Source organism: Amycolatopsis sp. 505 (genome assembly GCF_031625235.1).
In the GTDB taxonomy this organism is placed as follows: Bacteria; Actinomycetota; Actinomycetes; order Mycobacteriales; family Pseudonocardiaceae; genus Amycolatopsis.
The window spans coordinates 321,363-337,247 of the sequence record NZ_JACKQP010000005.1 but is presented as its reverse complement, the minus strand read 5'-3'; the positions used below and the strand labels follow the sequence as shown (position 1 = coordinate 337,247).

Below are 15,885 nucleotides of genomic sequence, written 5' to 3'. Positions count from 1 at the left end.
CTGTCGAGTGACAGCTATCACTTGACAGCAAAGTTAGGCTGCCCGGGTGGACGAGGGACGCAGTGCCAAGCTGTTCGAGCTGGCGGATCTGATCTTGGCAGTGGGCCGCCACATCGAGGCAGCCAAGGAAGCCGAAGCCGAGGGTGGGACGCCGCTGGAAGGCGCGGTGATGCGGTTCGTCGACCGCCACCCGGGCACCACGGCCAGGACGGCGGCCGAAGCGACCCAGCTGATCTCCAGCAACTTCAGCAGAGCGGTACGGGGCCTGGAGAGCAAGGGCCTGCTCCGCCGCGAGGTCGATCCCCACGACGCACGGCGGGTACGCCTCTACTCCACCGACAAGGCGCACCGGAACCTGCAGCGGCTACGCCACATCTGGTCCCGGCTCCTCGACGACGCCGTGACCGAGATCGACGAGGTCGACCCCGTCATCGCCACCCTTCGCCACATCGAAACCCGACTGGTCACCCGCGCCGGGCGATAGTGACGGCGCACGTAGGTCCGACGATGGCCGAAGCGGCGTGGCCAACCCACGCCTTACCCACGGTGCGGCGGCCGACATTGTGCTCGGATGGGTGATTCTTCCGATTCGGGGTATTCAGCGGCCAGGTCACCGGCCGCGGTGGCCGCTGCCCCGTGGAGAGGACTGGCCTTGGTCGACGTGACGCGCACCTTCACCGTTGCGACTGCGCCGCAGGACGTGCTGGACTACCTCGAGGACTTCGACCACGCCACCGAGTGGGACCCCCGCACGCTGTCGTGCGAGCGCATCGGCGGCGGGGCGATCGAGGTGGGTGCGCGCTGGCACAACGTCTCCAAGATCGCCGGTGTGGAAACCGAGCTGACCTGCGAGCTGATCCGGCTCGAACCCGGCCGCGTCGTGTTCGCCGGGCGCAACGACACCACCGCCACGCGGGACGACATCACCATCACTCCCACCGGCGCGGGCGGCAGCTCCCTGACCTACCACGCCACCATCGACTTCCACGGCGCCACCGAACTCGGCACCCCGATCGCCGAGGTCGTGTTCGAGAAAGTCGGCGCCGAGATCGAACACGCCCTCACCCGCGTTCTCGGCAGTCCAGCACCGGTTCCCGACCCGCATCGGTGATCCGCGCTTCCGCCTTGGCCACCCGGCAGCGCAGCCGAGGCCCGGGAGCCGCCCCCTAGTTTCCCCGGCCGACGAGGTGGGCCGGGTCGGTGCCCCCGTGACCGGCCACATAGGACGCCGGCTCCACCGGCTGGTCGGTGAAGAAGCGGACGGCCAGGTCCGCGACGTCGGCCGCGCGCTCCAGGACCACCCAATGGTCGGCATCCCGGATGCGGACGAACCCGCTGCCCGCGATCGTGGCCGCGAACTCCCGCTGCCGCTCCGGGGAGGTGATCGAGTCGTGCTCCCCGGTGAACACCAGCGCCGGCACCCCGGACAGGCCGCCGTCGAAGGCCGGGCCGCTGATCAAGGACCGGCGCAGGTACTCCATCACGTTGGCCGGGCTGGAACAGCACCGACGTCCCCACCGGCACGTTCCAGGGCAACACCCCGACGATGAGCCTGCTCAGCGTCAGCGGCGGCAACCTCAGCATCTACACCCCATCACTGGGCACACCGACGGTCCTGTTAAACAGCGGCGACGGACTGCCCGACGCCAAACCGCTGGCGGCCGGGACGCACACGCACGCGAACTGGGCGTTCAGCGCCGCCGGCACGTACACGGTGACCTTCCGCGTCAGCGGCACGCTGGCGGCCACCGGCGCGACCGTCTCGGCGGACGCGACGTACACGTTCAAGGTCCTGTGTCCCCGCCGGACGCGCCGCCTCGGCACCGGCGCGTCCGGCTCCCGACTTCGGTTCGACGCCGTGCGGACCGTCCTGCGGTTGCCGTCAAACCCTCCTCGTCCCGGCTCGCCGGACCAGGTAGTCGAAACCCGCCGCCAACGGGCTTTCCGGCCGGCACTCGGCGGCCTTCGCCCTGGCCTCCGCCGGGTCGGACCAGGATCGCACCGGCCCGGCGGCCATCGCCGTGAGCTGAGCCGTGCAGGCCCGGTCCAGCAGGACCGCGGGCATGACCGCCGCGCCCACGGTCCGACCGGCGGCCACCAGCCCGCGGTGCGGCATCAGCGAGGCGGGTGCGTCGCCGAGAGCGGCGGACAAGCCGAGCATCGAAGCAGGTCGTGCCACCAGAAGAAAGCGCAATCGCCGGAGCAGGCGGTGGCGCTATTGCCGTCGGGGGTCCGGGTTCTCGCAGTCGTCCACCGAGATGATGCCCGCCTCGATCGGCGCGGATTTTCCGTACTGGGCTCCCGTGATGACGAAGACCAGGCCACGGTTCCGAGGGCTCTGGAGACCGTCGAGGGGAAGGGTGAACCGGCTGTACCCGGCCGGCATGGGCGAGGACAGGCGCGTCCACTTCCCGGGGTTGCCGAGGTGGCGGTTGATGAAGAAGTCCTGATTGTCGTTGTCCGTGACGATGATCGTTCCATCCGGCGCACCCGAGTCCATCCACGACACCACGGGCGCTCCGTTCGGCGCAACGCCGTTCTGGTCGAGGAGCGGGGTGTCCTGGGAGAACCGGAACGACTCCGGATCCTTCGCGATCCGGTAGTGCACGTGGTAGGTGTAGTGGTCTTGATCGGGGTTGTCCGGGTCGTCGGGCGCCCCGAATTCGTAGGTCATGATCCACCGGCCCCGGTTCAGCCTCGCCACGGTGGTCATGCCCGGTCGTTCGGGGTACGTCGTCCCGGTCGCATCGTCGACCACGGGACCCCACGTGCGCAGGTCCGTGCTGGTCTGGTGGGCGAGCTTCTGACCGAACTCCGGGTCCCGCTGGTCGGAGTAGTAGCAGATCAGCCGGTTGTCGTGCAGCAGCAGGAAAGGCTCCCACACCGGCGTCGCGCCGTTCGTCGTGTCGGGCGGTCCGCCCCGGGCCACCGTGCTCAGGAACCGCCAGGTGCGGCCGCCGTCCGTGCTGGCGTGAAGCTGGATGTTGGTGCTGGTGAAGCTGTCCAGCCAGTTGCAGGCGAAGAGCAACGCGCCCTTGGGCAAGCCCGCGAACGCCCGGGGCAGTTCGTACAGGAACGGATGAAGGGAAAGTCCGGTGGCCTCATCGCCGTTGGGCACACTGCCCTGCTTCTCCCAGGTACGGCCATCGTCGTCGCTCCGGTAGAGCGGGAAACCCGGACCGCCTCCCCCTTGAAACGTCGCGAGCAGCGTCCGCGACATCCCGGCAGGCCGCCCGGCGATAAGCCGCACGGCCCGGGCGTAGGACGCCCGTCCTCCCGGGTCCGCCACGACAACGGGCCCGAACGGAGTCTCTCCACGCACCTTGCCCGTGTCCGCGAACGCCGGCCCGGCCAGTCCCAACGTCGCCCCGGCGGCAACGCCCGCGCCTGCGCCGAGGAACATCCGACGGGAGAACCGCGAACGGCCGGCGGTCGGATCATCGGCGTGTGATGCGTGGCGATCCTGCACGATTGCCTCCAACGCCTCGCCGGACCACTTCGTCCAGATAATGAACTAAACCTGCCGTCCTGACCACTGTCAAGGACAGGAAACCGTTTCCACGGCGCGAATGGCCGAATTCACGATATGTAATTTTCTTGAGGGGAACGAGCCGGGTTTCGTTCCTGCGCAGTACGCCGCAGATCCAGGAGATGCCGCGCCAGCTCGGTGACGGTGGGCCGGTCGAAGACGACGGTGGCGGGCCGGTCGAAGACGACGGTGGCGGGCAGGTCGATGCCCGACAACCCGGCGAGGCGGGTGCGCAGCTCGATCACGGTCAGGGAATCGAACCCGAGCTCCGGGAACGGGCGGTCGTCGTCGATCACGGCGGCGTTCGGGTGCCCCAGGACCGCCGCGACCTCCGCGCGCAGCAGCTCACGCATCTCCGGCTCGGCCGGGTTCTCCGGCCAGCTCGCCCGCGGCGCGGGCAAGCGTGCGGGCGAACGGCCGGTCGGCGGCGCCATCGACACCGTCGGGTCGAACCGGACGGGCACCAGCACCGGTTCGGCCGAGCCGAGCGCGGCGTCGAACAGCGCCAGGCCCTGCTCGGCCGTCAGCCCTTCCACGCCGGACGCGCGCATCCGCCGCCGGGCGGTGGCCGAGATGCGGTCGCCGAGGCCGGTGCCCAGCTCCCACAGCCCCCACGCCAGGGACAACGCCGGCCGCCCGGCCGCGTGGCGGCGGCAGGCCAGGGCGTCCAGGACCCGGTTCGCGGCCGCGTAGTTGGCCTGCCCGGCCTTGCCGAACACGCCGGTGACCGAGGAGAACAGGACGAAGGCCGTCGACGGCAGGTGCCGGGTCACCTCGTCGAGGACCAGCGCCGCGTCCGCCTTGGGGCGCAGCACGACGTCGAGGCGTTCCGGCGTCTGGGCCGACAGCACCCCGTCGTCGACCACGGCCGCGCTGTGCACGACCGCCGTCAACGGCGGCTCGCAGCTGCCGACCAGCCGCGTCACAGTCGCCCGGTCCGCGACGTCGGCCGCGACGATCCGCACGTCCGCGCCGAGGTCCCGTAGCGACGCGAGCAGTTCGCCGGCTCCGGGCGCCGCCGGCCCACTGCGGCTCACCAGCAGGAGGTGCCGGACGTCGTGCGCGGTGACGAGGTGCCGGGCCACCAGGGCGCCGAGCGCGCCCGTGCCACCGGTGATCAGCACCGTCCCGGACGGGTCGATCGGCCGCGCCGGTGCCGGGGCGGCCCGGGTGATCCGCAGGACGTGCGGCACGCCGACGCGGACGGCGATCTGCGGCTCCGTACTGGTCCGGACCGGTTCCGTGGCCGCCGACGGCGGGACCGGAATCCATTGTGGACGGTAGAGCATCGTGTCGGGCGCCGCCATCGGCCGGGTCGTCAGCGATTCGACCACGGCCACCGGGCTCCCGGCTTCGTCGTCCAGCGTGACGCGGACGGAGCCGGAGCCGAGGCGGACGCCGCGGCGCAGGACGAGCTGACCCTCGCCATCGCCGCGCGCACCGGCACCGACGCCGTCGACGACCTGTACCCGCAGGTGGTCGCGGCGGTGGTCGGCACTGTCGAACGTCGGCCGCCGGTGATCACGGCCGCGAGCTTCCAGCCCAGGTTGATCGCGTCCTGCATCGTGGCATGGGCTTCGTCGGAGACCCACCCCGACCCGGACGAAGGACGAGACGCCACCCGGCAATGGTTCGGCGTCCCGCTCAACGCCTAGGAGGATGGCCCGGGTCTGGGCGCAGCGACCCGCTGATCAAGACGTGCTCAGCGGGTCAGCAGGTCTCGGATCGCGCCCGCGATCTCGTCCGGCGCTTCCTCGGCCATAAAGTGCCCGGCGTTCGTCAGCCGGTGGTCCAGATCCGGCGCCCACGCCTTCCACACGGCGGCGGCGTCGTAGCCCAGCTGCGCGCCCCAGTCCTGCTGGACGACCGTCACCGGCATGGCCAGCTGTGACCCGGCATCCAGGTCGGCCTGATCGTGCCGGAGGTCGATGCCGGCCGAGGCGCGGTAGTCCGCGACGATCGACGGCACTGCCGCCACGCTCGCCCGGAGGTACTCCGCCCGCACGTCGTCCGGGATCGCGGCCGGGTCGTTGGCCCACGCGTCGAGGAACGAGCCGAAGAAGGCGTCCGCACTGGCCGCGATCATCGTCTCCGGCAAGCCCGGCGGCTGCGCCATCAGGAACAAGTGGTAAGCCACCGCCGCCGAGACGCCGTGCAGCACGTTCCACATGTCCAGCGTCGGAACGACGTCGAGGATGCCGAGGTGCGAGACGGTCTCGGGGTGGTCCAAGCCCGCCCGGAAGGCGACCAGGGCGCCCCGGTCGTGCCCGACGAGGGCGAAGCGCTCGTGGCCAAGTGCGGCCGCCAGAGCCACCACGTCGGCGGCCATGGTGCGCTTGGCGTACACCTCCTCGCCGGTGGCCACCGGCTTGGCGCTGGCGCCGTAACCCCGCAGGTCGGGGCAGATCACCGTGTGCTCACCGGCGAGCCGCTCGGCGACGTGCCGCCACATCAGGTGCGTCTCGGGGAAGCCGTGCAGCAGGACCACCGGGCTGCCGCTGCCGCCGACCGCGGCCGCCAGCTCGACACCGTCGGTACCGGGCAGGCGGACGTGGTCGAAACCGGGAATGGAGAGTATCATCGAAGGTCGTCTTTCGGATCGGGAACCTGACCCGGCCGAGCCTGGGCGACGGCGATCAGCAACCGATCAGTGCGCCCGGGCGCCTCCGGCCTCCAGCCCCGATGATGGGGGCATGCGAATCGACGTGCTCGGTGCCGTGCGGGCCTCGGACGACGACGGGCGCCCGGTCAACCTCGGCGGTCCCCGCCACCGCGAGGTGCTCGCCCGCCTCGTCGCCGCCGAAGGACGGCTGGTCACCACCGACACGCTCGTCGACGACCTCTGGACCGAGCCACCGGCACGCGCGGTCGGCGCGCTGCGGACGTTCGTCGCCGCCCTGCGCCGCGCCCTGGAACCCGACCGGTCACCGCGTACCCCGCCGCGGGTGATCGTCACCGAAGGCCCCGGATACGCGCTGCGCCTGCCCCGCGAAAACGTGGACGTCCACCGGTTCGAGGACGCGCTCACCCGGACCCGCCACTCCCCCGGCGCGGTGACCGAACTCAGCGCGGCGCTCGCGGCCTGGCGCGGCCCCGCCTACGCGGACGTGCCGGATTCGCCGTGGGCGCAACGCGAACGCAGCCGGCTGGAGGAACTGCGGCTGGCGGCGCTGGAACTACGCGCCCGCATCCTCCTCGACGCCGGAGAAGGCGCCGACCTCGTCGCCGAACTCGGCGCGCACGTCACCGAACACCCGTGGCGCGAACCGGCCTGGGGACTGCTGGCCCGCGCGCTGCACCACGCGGGCCGCCAGGCCGACGCGCTGTCGACCCTTCGCCGCGCCCGCGCGATGCTCGCGGGCCAGCTCGGCCTCGATCCCGGACCTGACCTGCAACGTCTGGAGGCAGACATCCTGACCGGGCCCGCTCCAGGCCCGCCGAACGCGTGGACCGGCCCGGGTGTCCGGCTCGGCCCACGCACCACCGTGGACCTCGCCCGCACGCTCGCGCTGGCCGGCGGCGACGCGCTCATCCACTCGCGGCGCGACCGCCTCGCCGCGATCCACGCCGCCGAACGCACCGGGGACCTGCACCTGACCGCCCGGATCATCGGCGCCTACGACGTTCCCGCCATCTGGAGCCGCGCCGACGACCCCGAACAGTCCCGGGCGGTCGTCACCGCCGCCGAACGCACGCTCACCCGGCTCGGACCCGACGCGCCCGCCGACCTCCGGGCGCGTCTGCTGGCCACGATCGCTGTCGAAAGCCGCACCGCCGACCTGGCCGCAGGCGTGCTGAGCCGCGCCCGGCAGGCCGCGCACCAAGCCGAGGCGCTGGCCCGGGAGCTGGGCGATCCGGCGTTGCTGGCGTTCGCGCTCAACGGCGTGTTCCTGCAGTCCTTCGCCCGCCCCGGCCTCGCGGCGGTACGCGACGGGATCGGTGCCGAGATCCTCGACGTGGCGACCAGGAACGGCCTGCCGAACTTCGCTGTCCTCGGCCGGCTCGTCCGCCTGCAATCCGCTTCGGCCCTCGGTGATCTGGACACCGCGGCCGCGCACGCGACGGCGGCCGAACATCTCGCCGCCACCACCGAGGCTCCTCTCGTCGGCGTCCTCACCGCCTGGTTCCGGGCCCGGGTCACGGCGACCCGCAGCACCGAGCCCGCCGGACCGGCCCCGGCCGCGGCTCAGTACCGTGCCGCGGAGGAGGGCCTTCGCACCGCCGGGATGCCCGGCCTGCACCGTGGCCTGTTCCCGCTCGCCCTCCTGGGACTGCGTCTGCTGCACGACCGTCCCGCGCCCACCGACCGGCACCTGGACTGGGGGCCGTATCTGCCCTGGGCATGGCCCCACGTGCTGCTGGGCCAAGGCCGTGCCGAGGAGGCCCGCACCGCCCTGGCCGCGGCGCCGGAGCCACCTCCCGACCACATGCAGGAAGCGATGTGGTGCCTGACCGCCCACGCCGCAGTCCGCCTCGACGAACCCGAAGCCGCGGCGCGGGCCGCGGCGGCCCTGCGGGACGCTCAGGCGGAAGACGCCGGCGCCGGCAGTGGAATGCTGACCCTGGGCCCGGTGGCCCGGTACCTGGCGGACGCGGAGTCCCTCGCTGCTCAGTGCACCGACTGGGGGAACCGCAGCACGAGGTCCGGGTCGTAGCGGCGCGCCACGGCACGCAGCCGGCGCAGGTTGTGCCGGTAGGACGTCTGGGCCCAGTCTTGCTGCAGAGGGTCCAGGTAGTTGATGTACGTGCCGGTGCCGACCAGGCGCGCCAACGCCTTCTGCGCCTGGTCCACCTCACGGGTGACCTGGTCGGGCGGCAGGGTGCCGACGGAGCCGAAGACTTCGATGGACGTCGGTGCGCCGCGGTGCGGATAGGCCGTGTCCGTCGGCGTCTGCCGGTCGATCGCTCCACCGAGCGCGCCCAGGATCAACAGCGCGCTGTCCATGCCGCGCACCGTGTCCGCCACCGTCTGCGGGTCGTGCCACCTGTCCACGATCCGTGACGAAGCGCGGAATGCGTTGCGGGCCGGCTGACCACCGGTCATGATCGCCGTCGCGGTCGGGTAGTCGACCTCGGCGTGTTCGATCGGTGCGTCCACGCCGGTCGCGTCGAGCAGGCGGGCGAGTTCCGCGAGCACCACGCCCTCGCGTCCGACGCCGCAGCCGAGCACGTCCACCGCGCCGTTCGGTGTGGCCACGCAGGAGGTCGACACCTCATCGGGCAGCGCCACGCTCCACGGCTGCCATCCGCCGAGGACGTCTGCCGCCGACCCGGCCGGGAACCGGACGCGGAACACGGTCAGCACCTCGGGCATCGGCGCGGTGGCGAACTCGAACGAGGTGACCACTCCGAAGTTGCCGCCGCCACCGCCGCGCAACGCCCAGAACAGTTCGGACTCGCGGTCTTCCGACGCGGTGACCACCCGGCTGGCCACCGTGACCATCCTGGCGGCACGCAGCCTGTCGCAGACGAGGCCGTACGTGCGCTGCGTCCAGCCGAGTCCGCCGCCGAGGGTGAACCCGGCGATGCCGACGGACTGGCAGTTGCCCAGCGGCAGGCACCGACCGGCGGCGGTGAGCGCCGAGTAGACCTGGCCAAGGCGCGCACCCGCACCGACCACGGCAGTGCCGTCGGACCGCACCTCGACCGCGGACATCCGCGAAAGGTCGACCACCAAGCCGTTGTGCGGTGTGGAGTAGGCGGCGTAGCTGTGCCCACCGCCACGCGCAGCCACGCGGACGCGAGACAGGCGTGCTTCCTCCAGGCACCGCTGCACGTCATGTGGCCGCACGCACCGGGCGATCGCGGCAGGCCGATGGTGGTCGAACAGCGAGTTGAACGGCAGCCGTGCGGTGTCATAGCCGTCATCACCGGGCACCAGGAGTTCGCCGTCCAGGCGAGCGCGCAACCGCTCCCACCGCGATGGGAGCGCGTCCGCGATCCCCTCCCCGCCCACACCCATCGCACCTGAGGCCACCGCCGCGCCCGCCCACCGCAACACGCCTCGCCGCGAAATCGCCACATCGTCTCCGTTCCTCGGTTCTGTGCGCCATTCCAACAAGGCGTTCAGTCAAGGCCAATTCGCGGTTCGGTGCTGTAACTTTCGCATCCGGCGCCGGAACCCCGCTGTTCGCGGACGTCGGCGGAATGCGCTCTTGTGAGCGTGAACATCGAATGCCAGACTGGCTTCCGCCTGCGCCGCTGACGGAAGTCGCTGCGTCACAGCCCCGTCGGAGAACAACCGGAACGTCGTACGCACCGAGGAGTGAGATCAGGGTGACCGCAACACGACTTCCCCGCCCTCGCAGGGCGGCCACGCTGTTGGCGGCAGGCGTGCTGCTGTCCGCGATCACGACGGTGCTGCCTACGTCGTCGGCGGAGGCGTTGGAGAACGGTGTGGCGCGCACGCCGCCGATGGGGTGGAACTCCTGGAACACCTTCGGCTGCAACATCAACGAGACGTTGATCAGGCAGATGGCCGATACGATGGTCAACTCCGGCATGCGTGCCGCGGGCTACGAGTACGTCGTGGTGGACGACTGCTGGATGAACCCGAACCGGGACTCCGCGGGCAACCTCCAAGGCGACCCGAGCCGGTTCCCCAGCGGCATGAAGGCGCTCGGCGACTACATCCACGGCAAGGGCCTCAAGTTCGGGATCTACCAGGCGCCGTTGGCCGAGACGTGCGCCCAGTACTTCAACTCCTACGCCGGTTCGACCGGGGCGCTGGGCCACGAGGAGCAGGACGCACGCCAGTTCGCGGCCTGGGGCGTGGACTACCTCAAGTACGACTGGTGCTCGCCCAGCGGCACGATCGACGACCAGGTGCGCACCTTCGCCAAGATGCGCGACGCGCTGCGCGCCGCCGGCCGCCCGATCGTCTACAGCATCAACTCCAACAGCATCCACGACAAGACCGGACCCCGCCGCAACTGGGGCGACGTGGCGAACATGTGGCGCACCACCGAGGACATCACCAACAAGTGGGACACCGGGCAGACCAACGGCTACCCGATGGGCATCCAGAACATCGTCAACGTCACCGTGCCCCTGGCGTCCTACGCCAAGCCCGGCGGGTTCAACGACCCGGACATGATGGAAGTCGGGCGCGGCGGCATGAACGACACCGAGATGCGCAGCCACTTCGCCCTGTGGGCCGTCATGGCCTCGCCCTTCATCGCGGGCAACGACCTGCGCAACATGGACGCCGCCACGTCGACCATCCTGAAGAACGCGAACCTCATCGCCATCAACCAGGACAGCCTCGGCCTGCAGGCCAGGCAGATCTCCAACGACGGCACCCGGCGCGTCCTGGCCAAGCAGCTGGCCAACGGCAACGTCGCGGTCGCCCTGTTCAACCAGGGCGGCGGCACGACCACCGTCTCGACCACGGCGAGCGCGATCGGCCTGTCGGGCAGCTCGTTCACGCTGCGCGACGCCTGGACCAACGGCACGACCACCACGTCCGGCGCCATCTCGGCCGGCGTCCCGGCGCACGGCACCGCGGTGTACGTCGTCAGCGGTGGCGGGGGCCCCGCGCCCACGTCGTTCTCCTTGGTGAGCCAGAACTCCGGCCGCTGTCTGGACATCGCCGGCAGCACGCCGACCAACGGCGCCCTGGCACAGATCTGGGACTGCAACAGCCAGACCAACCAGCGCTTCACCACGACCGCGGCCGGCGAGCTGCGCGCCTACGACGGCGCGAAGTGCCTGGACGTCTCCAACCAGGCCACGGCCAACGGCACCGCCGTGACGGTGTGGGACTGCAACGGCCAGGGCAACCAGCAGTTCCGCGTCAACTCCGACGGCAGCGTGACGGCGGTGGCGTCGGGCAGGTGCCTGGACGTCAACGGCGGCGCCACCGCCAACGGGACGAAGGTCATCATCTGGGACTGCCACGGCGGCACCAACCAGAGGTGGACCCGCAGCTGATCCCCCGGCGGCGACCGCGAACTCCGCGGTCGCCGCCGACCGGACCGGCTTCCGCGCCGCGGTCAGCGGCCGGGAACCACCCGGGCACGGCCGATCAATCCGAGTGTCACGGTCGCGCATCAGTCGGGATAGGCGGTGATGCCGGCAAAGGGACGGTCGGACCCGCGTCCTGTCTATCGGTCGCCTGAGCTGGGTGGGAAGTACGACCCGCGTAATCCGTCGCACAAGATGCTCATGAGCGTGCTCGGCAGAATGAGCGAGTCCGAATGCCAGCACGTTCAGGCTCGCGTCCGAGCGGCAATGGATGCCCAGGTGATCAACGAAGGACGGCACCAGGGCGGCCGGGCGCCGTACGGGTACGTCGTCGTGGACAGTGGTCCGCATCCGAACCCGCGGAAAGCTGGAGGGGTTCAAGCTGCGGGTGCTGGCGATCGACGAGTCGACGGCGGACGTCGTGCAACGAATCTTCGCCGAGTATCTCGACGGCAACGGCGATCGAGCGATCGCCAACCTGCTCAACCGCGACGGTATTCCTTGTCCTTCTGCGCATCGGCCGGACCAGAATCGACACCGGCTTGCCGACGGCTGGCAAGGAAGCTCCGTACGAGCGATCCTCGATAACCCGCGATACACCGGTTACGCCATCTTCGGGCGCTGGACGAAGCACGAGACGTTGCTTGATCCGGAAGACGTCGCCGCGGGCCACGTGGTGCGATTCAAGCGCGCGGCGCCGGACCGGATTGTGCGGACACGCGAGCAGGCGCATCCGGCGATCGTCTCCGTGGAGACCTTCACGCAAGCTCAACTAGTGCGGCGGTCGAAGTCTGCGGGTGGGTTGAAGACGGCACGCAAGGCCGAGCGAGGCGCCCGAAACACCGCACGGTCATATCTGCTGCGCGGACTGATCCGATGCGGAGTCTGCGGCCGGAAGATGCAAGGAACCACGATCCGGAAAGGCGCCTACTACCGCTGGACCTCGCGGACTATGGCGCCGGGCTCGCTGCAGCTGACGGAGCACCCGAAGACGGTGAACCTGCGCGAAGGCGTGGTAGTCGAAGCGCTCAACGGATGGCTTCACGAGCTGTTCCACCCGGACAACCGCGACCGAACGGCGGCCGCGCTACTCGGATCGGACGGGAGCAAGGCCGGCTGTGGTCCGCTCGAAGCGGCGCGGAACCGACTGGCGGACGCAGAGGCGAGGCTTCAGCGGTATCAGGCGGCGATCGCGGCCGGCGTCGAGCCCGACGCACTCGTCGACCCGATCAACCAGGCACAGGCCGAACGAGCCGCCGCGAAAGCACAGATCGAGAGCGTTCCAGCCGACTCGACGGTAAGCCGCGCCGAGATCTACGCGAGGATAGATGCCCTCGGCGACGTCTGCGGGACACTGGCCGACGCAACCACGGCGGGCCTGAGCCGCCTGTACCGGGCGCTGAACCTGGAGCTACGCTACGAACCAAAAGAGCTGGCCGTCTATGCGACGACCAGCCCGGGTGTAGATAGTGCGTGTGTCCGAGGGGGGACTCGAACACATGTTCGCGGCATCCCTGCGCGGGATGCGTGTTCATGCGACAACCTTAGCTCGGCATCATGGTCAGACGCCACCTGGCTCACCGTCAGCGGCAGGGCCAATCGGTTCCGGTCAGCGTGCCTACCGTCGGCACGGTGACTTCGCCGCGCCGTGCTGTTCGGTTCTGCACCAACCGGCGCCACCCTTGTCTTCGACAGCGACCACGCCGCGTGACTCCGGCCGCTTTCCGGTGTGCTTTCCTTCGTTGCAAGTGGCGTGGTCCATCACCAGCGGACCACATCCGCAACCTGGACCGACAAGACCTCGCGCGTTTCCGACTTCGGGAACGGCTGAGCAGCAACGTCCACGAAAGCACGGTTTCCGGTCGGCGCCCGGGGGAACCCGGAGCGCGAACCGCACCCCGATCCGAGGAGGCCCCCGTGGCCATCGCGTCCGTCAACCCGGCGACCGGAGAAACTCTGCGCACCTTCGACGAGCTCACCGACGACCAGGTCGAGCAGAAGATCGCCCGGGCCGCGGCCGCCTTCCACGAGCACCGTCGCACTTCCTTCGCCGAACGAGCCGACCGGCTGCGGCGGGCCGCGGACATCCTCGAAGCCGAGACCGACGACCTCGCCCGCCTGGCCACCCTCGAGATGGGCAAGACACTGGCCTCGGCCAAGGCCGAAGTCGCCAAGTGCGCGAAGGGCTGCCGCTGGTTCGCCGACCACACCGAAGCCCTGCTCGCCGACGAACCCCACGACGTCGGCGACGCCGATGCGAACGTCTTCACCCGGTACGAACCGCTAGGCCCCGTGCTCGCCGTCATGCCGTGGAACTTCCCCTACTGGCAGGTCTTCCGCTTCGCCTGCCCGGCCCTGATGGCCGGCAACGTCGGCCTGCTCAAGCACGCCTCCAACGTGCCGCAGGTGGCGCTGGCCATCGAGGACGTCCTGCGCCGCGCCGGCTTCGCCGAAGGCGTCTTCCAGACCCTGCTCGTCGGCTCGAAGAAGATCGAAGCGATCATCGACGACGACCGCGTCCGCGCGGTCACCCTCACCGGCAGCGAGCCCGCCGGACGGCAGGTCGGCGCCCGGGCCGGACAGAACGTCAAGCCCAGCGTGCTGGAACTGGGCGGCAGCGACGCCTTCATCGTCATGCCCTCGGCCGACCTGGAGGACGCCGTCGACAACGCGGTCGCGTCACGGATGCTCAACAACGCCCAGTCGTGCATCAACGCCAAGCGCTTCATCGTCCACGAAGACGTCGCCGACGAGTTCACCCGCCGCCTCGTGTCCGAACTGGAGGGACTGCGCATCGGCGACCCGATGGCCGACGACACCGACCTCGGCCCGCTGGCCTCCCCGGACGCGGTCGAGACCCTGGCCAAGCAGGTCTCGGGCACCGTCGCGGCCGGCGCCCGCCTGCTGACCGGCGGCCACCCGATCGACCGGCACGGCAACTTCTTCGAGCCCACCGTGCTCACGGACATCCCCGACGGGTCCCCCGGACACCGCGAGGAGTTCTTCGGCCCGGTCGCCCTGATCTGGACGGCGCGGGACGTCGACGACGCCATCCGCATCGCCAACGACTCGACCTTCGGCCTCGGTGGCAGCGCGTGGACCCGCGACGAGGCCGAGCAACAGCGGTTCGTGAACGAAGTCGAAACCGGGATGATCTACATCAACAAGTTCACCGCGTCGACACCGGAAGTCCCGTTCGGCGGGACCAAGAACTCCGGCTATGGCCGCGAACTCGCCGGCTTCGGGCCGCGTGCTTTCGTCAACGCCAAGACCGTCTGGATCGCGTGACGAGGAGGTCGGAACCATGCCGCACGAAGTCCCGGCCAGGCAGCCGGTCGACGAAGACCGCGACGAGCGACCGGAAACCCGGCAGGAGCCGCCGCGCCGCAACGATCCGCAAGGGCCGCTGGAAGACGACCAGGCCCGCTCCCGGGAGGGGCACCCCTCCGGTAACGAGAACTTCCGAGGCGAACCGTGACCGGCCTCCTGGGTTTCCGCGCGCCCGGGCCGGGTACCGCCGAAGCATGACCAAGACGGCAGCCGTGCTCGGCACGGGACTCATGGGCGCCGGCATGGCACGCAACCTCGCCAAGGCCGGGCTGGACGTCACCGCCTGGAACCGCACGATCGAGAAGGCCCGCCCGCTCGTCGGCGACGGCATCACCGTCGCCGAGGACCCGGCCGAGGCCGTGGCGGGCGCCGACGTCGTGCTCACCATGCTCTTCGACGTCGGCGCGGTCGCCGATGTCATGAGCCAGGCACTGCCCGCTTTCGGGCCGGACACCGTCTGGGTCCAGTCGGGCACCGTCGGCCTGGCCGGCACCACCCGGCTCGCCGACCTCGCCCGAAAGCACGGCGCCCCGTTCGTCGACGCGCCCGTGCTGGGTACCAGGCAACCGGCCGAGGAGGGCAAGCTCATCGTCCTCGCCGGCGGCCCCGCCGACCTGAAGGACACCGTGACCCCGGTCTTCGACGCCATCGGTTCCCGCACCGTCTGGGTCGGCGACCAGCCGGGCGACGGACACCGGCTCAAAATCGCCGCCAACGCCTGGGTCCTGTCGATCACCGCCGCCACCGCGCAGAGCGTCGCACTCGCCGACCGCCTCGGCATCGACCCCCGCGGGTTCCTCGACGTCATCTCCGGCGGCCCGCTCGACTGCGCCTACGCCCAGCTCAAGGGCAAGGCCATGATCTCCGACGAGCTCGAGCCGTCGTTCGGCCTGGGCGGCGCGGTCAAGGACAGCGCCCTCATCCTCGACGCGATGCGTGAAGCCGGTGTCGACGAACGGTTGATGGCCGCCCTGCACGCCCAGTACACCGCCGCCGAGGACGAGCACGGCGACGAGGACATGGCCGCGGTCATCCACGTCGTCACCGGGTCGCACTGACGC

The 15,885-nt window shown here is 70.6% G+C and carries 15 protein-coding genes and 1 pseudogene; 10 read left to right on the top strand and 6 right to left on the bottom strand.

Translation table 11 applies throughout. The features are described from left to right. Positions 1-46 precede the first annotated feature (46 nt). Both H5965_RS20730 and H5965_RS20725 read left to right on the top strand, forming a co-directional pair. Complete coding sequence (locus H5965_RS20730) at positions 47-484, top strand: MarR family winged helix-turn-helix transcriptional regulator (protein WP_310971687.1); 438 nt, start codon at positions 47-49, stop codon at positions 482-484. Positions 485-661: 177 nt separating this feature from the next. Then, positions 662-1,111, top strand: coding sequence for an SRPBCC family protein (locus H5965_RS20725; RefSeq protein WP_310972025.1), 450 nt, complete (start codon positions 662-664; stop codon positions 1,109-1,111). A gap of 55 nt (positions 1,112-1,166) precedes the next feature. On the opposite strand, the gene H5965_RS20720 is transcribed toward H5965_RS20725, so the two are convergent. Continuing rightward, on the bottom strand, positions 1,167-1,481 hold the full coding sequence (locus H5965_RS20720) for an alpha/beta hydrolase (RefSeq protein WP_310971686.1): 315 nt from the start codon (positions 1,479-1,481) through the stop codon (positions 1,167-1,169). A gap of 65 nt (positions 1,482-1,546) precedes the next feature. Here H5965_RS20720 and H5965_RS46185 point away from each other — a divergent pair. Continuing rightward, positions 1,547-1,735, top strand: a pseudogene (locus H5965_RS46185) (TIGR03769 domain-containing protein); the annotation flags it as partial. Between the two features lie 147 nt (positions 1,736-1,882). On the opposite strand, the gene H5965_RS20710 reads toward H5965_RS46185, so the two are convergent. From H5965_RS20710 to H5965_RS20700, 3 genes are all read right to left on the bottom strand, one after another. Next, complete coding sequence (locus H5965_RS20710) at positions 1,883-2,179, bottom strand: hypothetical protein (protein WP_310971684.1); 297 nt, start codon at positions 2,177-2,179, stop codon at positions 1,883-1,885. A 36-nt stretch (positions 2,180-2,215) separates the two neighbouring features. After that, on the bottom strand, positions 2,216-3,118 hold the full coding sequence (locus H5965_RS20705) for an exo-alpha-sialidase (RefSeq protein WP_310971683.1): 903 nt from the start codon (positions 3,116-3,118) through the stop codon (positions 2,216-2,218). A gap of 461 nt (positions 3,119-3,579) precedes the next feature. Next, complete coding sequence (locus H5965_RS20700) at positions 3,580-4,836, bottom strand: beta-ketoacyl reductase (RefSeq protein ID WP_310971682.1); 1,257 nt, start codon at positions 4,834-4,836, stop codon at positions 3,580-3,582. Here H5965_RS20700 and H5965_RS20695 point away from each other — a divergent pair. Beyond that, positions 4,801-5,184, top strand: a complete 384-nt coding sequence (locus H5965_RS20695; protein WP_310971681.1) for a hypothetical protein — start codon at positions 4,801-4,803, stop codon at positions 5,182-5,184. The two genes, H5965_RS20700 and H5965_RS20695, sit on opposite strands and share 36 nt — an antisense overlap. Before the next feature lie 47 nt (positions 5,185-5,231). Here the strand turns inward: H5965_RS20695 and H5965_RS20690 are convergent, their stop codons facing one another. Beyond that, positions 5,232-6,110 (bottom strand): alpha/beta hydrolase, encoded by an 879-nt coding sequence (locus tag H5965_RS20690; protein WP_310971680.1) that lies wholly within the window; start codon positions 6,108-6,110, stop codon positions 5,232-5,234. Between the two features lie 112 nt (positions 6,111-6,222). Between H5965_RS20690 and H5965_RS20685 the strand changes: the two genes are divergently transcribed. Then, positions 6,223-8,184 (top strand): BTAD domain-containing putative transcriptional regulator, encoded by a 1,962-nt coding sequence (locus H5965_RS20685; protein ID WP_310971679.1) that lies wholly within the window; start codon positions 6,223-6,225, stop codon positions 8,182-8,184. On the opposite strand, the gene H5965_RS20680 is transcribed toward H5965_RS20685, so the two are convergent. Next, entirely contained in the window at positions 8,139-9,437 is a 1,299-nt protein-coding gene (locus H5965_RS20680) for an FAD-binding protein (RefSeq protein WP_310971678.1), read from the bottom strand. The genes H5965_RS20685 and H5965_RS20680 overlap by 46 nt on opposite strands. A gap of 368 nt (positions 9,438-9,805) precedes the next feature. On the opposite strand from H5965_RS20680, the gene H5965_RS20675 reads away from it, so the two are divergent. The 5 genes from H5965_RS20675 (at position 9,806) to H5965_RS20655 (ending at position 15,882) form a co-directional block, all read left to right on the top strand. Beyond that, positions 9,806-11,461 carry a lectin gene (locus tag H5965_RS20675; protein WP_310971677.1) on the top strand — a complete coding sequence of 552 codons (1,656 nt, stop codon included), beginning with the start codon at positions 9,806-9,808 and terminating at the stop codon, positions 11,459-11,461. Between the two features lie 421 nt (positions 11,462-11,882). Beyond that, positions 11,883-13,130, top strand: coding sequence for a recombinase family protein (locus tag H5965_RS20670; RefSeq protein WP_310971676.1), 1,248 nt, complete (start codon positions 11,883-11,885; stop codon positions 13,128-13,130). Positions 13,131-13,411: 281 nt separating this feature from the next. Next, positions 13,412-14,782, top strand: coding sequence for an NAD-dependent succinate-semialdehyde dehydrogenase (locus tag H5965_RS20665; protein WP_310971675.1), 1,371 nt, complete (start codon positions 13,412-13,414; stop codon positions 14,780-14,782). A gap of 16 nt (positions 14,783-14,798) precedes the next feature. Beyond that, positions 14,799-14,972, top strand: coding sequence for a hypothetical protein (locus tag H5965_RS20660; protein ID WP_310971674.1), 174 nt, complete (start codon positions 14,799-14,801; stop codon positions 14,970-14,972). Between the two features lie 46 nt (positions 14,973-15,018). After that, positions 15,019-15,882, top strand: a complete 864-nt coding sequence (locus H5965_RS20655) for an NAD(P)-dependent oxidoreductase (protein ID WP_310971673.1) — start codon at positions 15,019-15,021, stop codon at positions 15,880-15,882. Positions 15,883-15,885 lie beyond the last annotated feature (3 nt).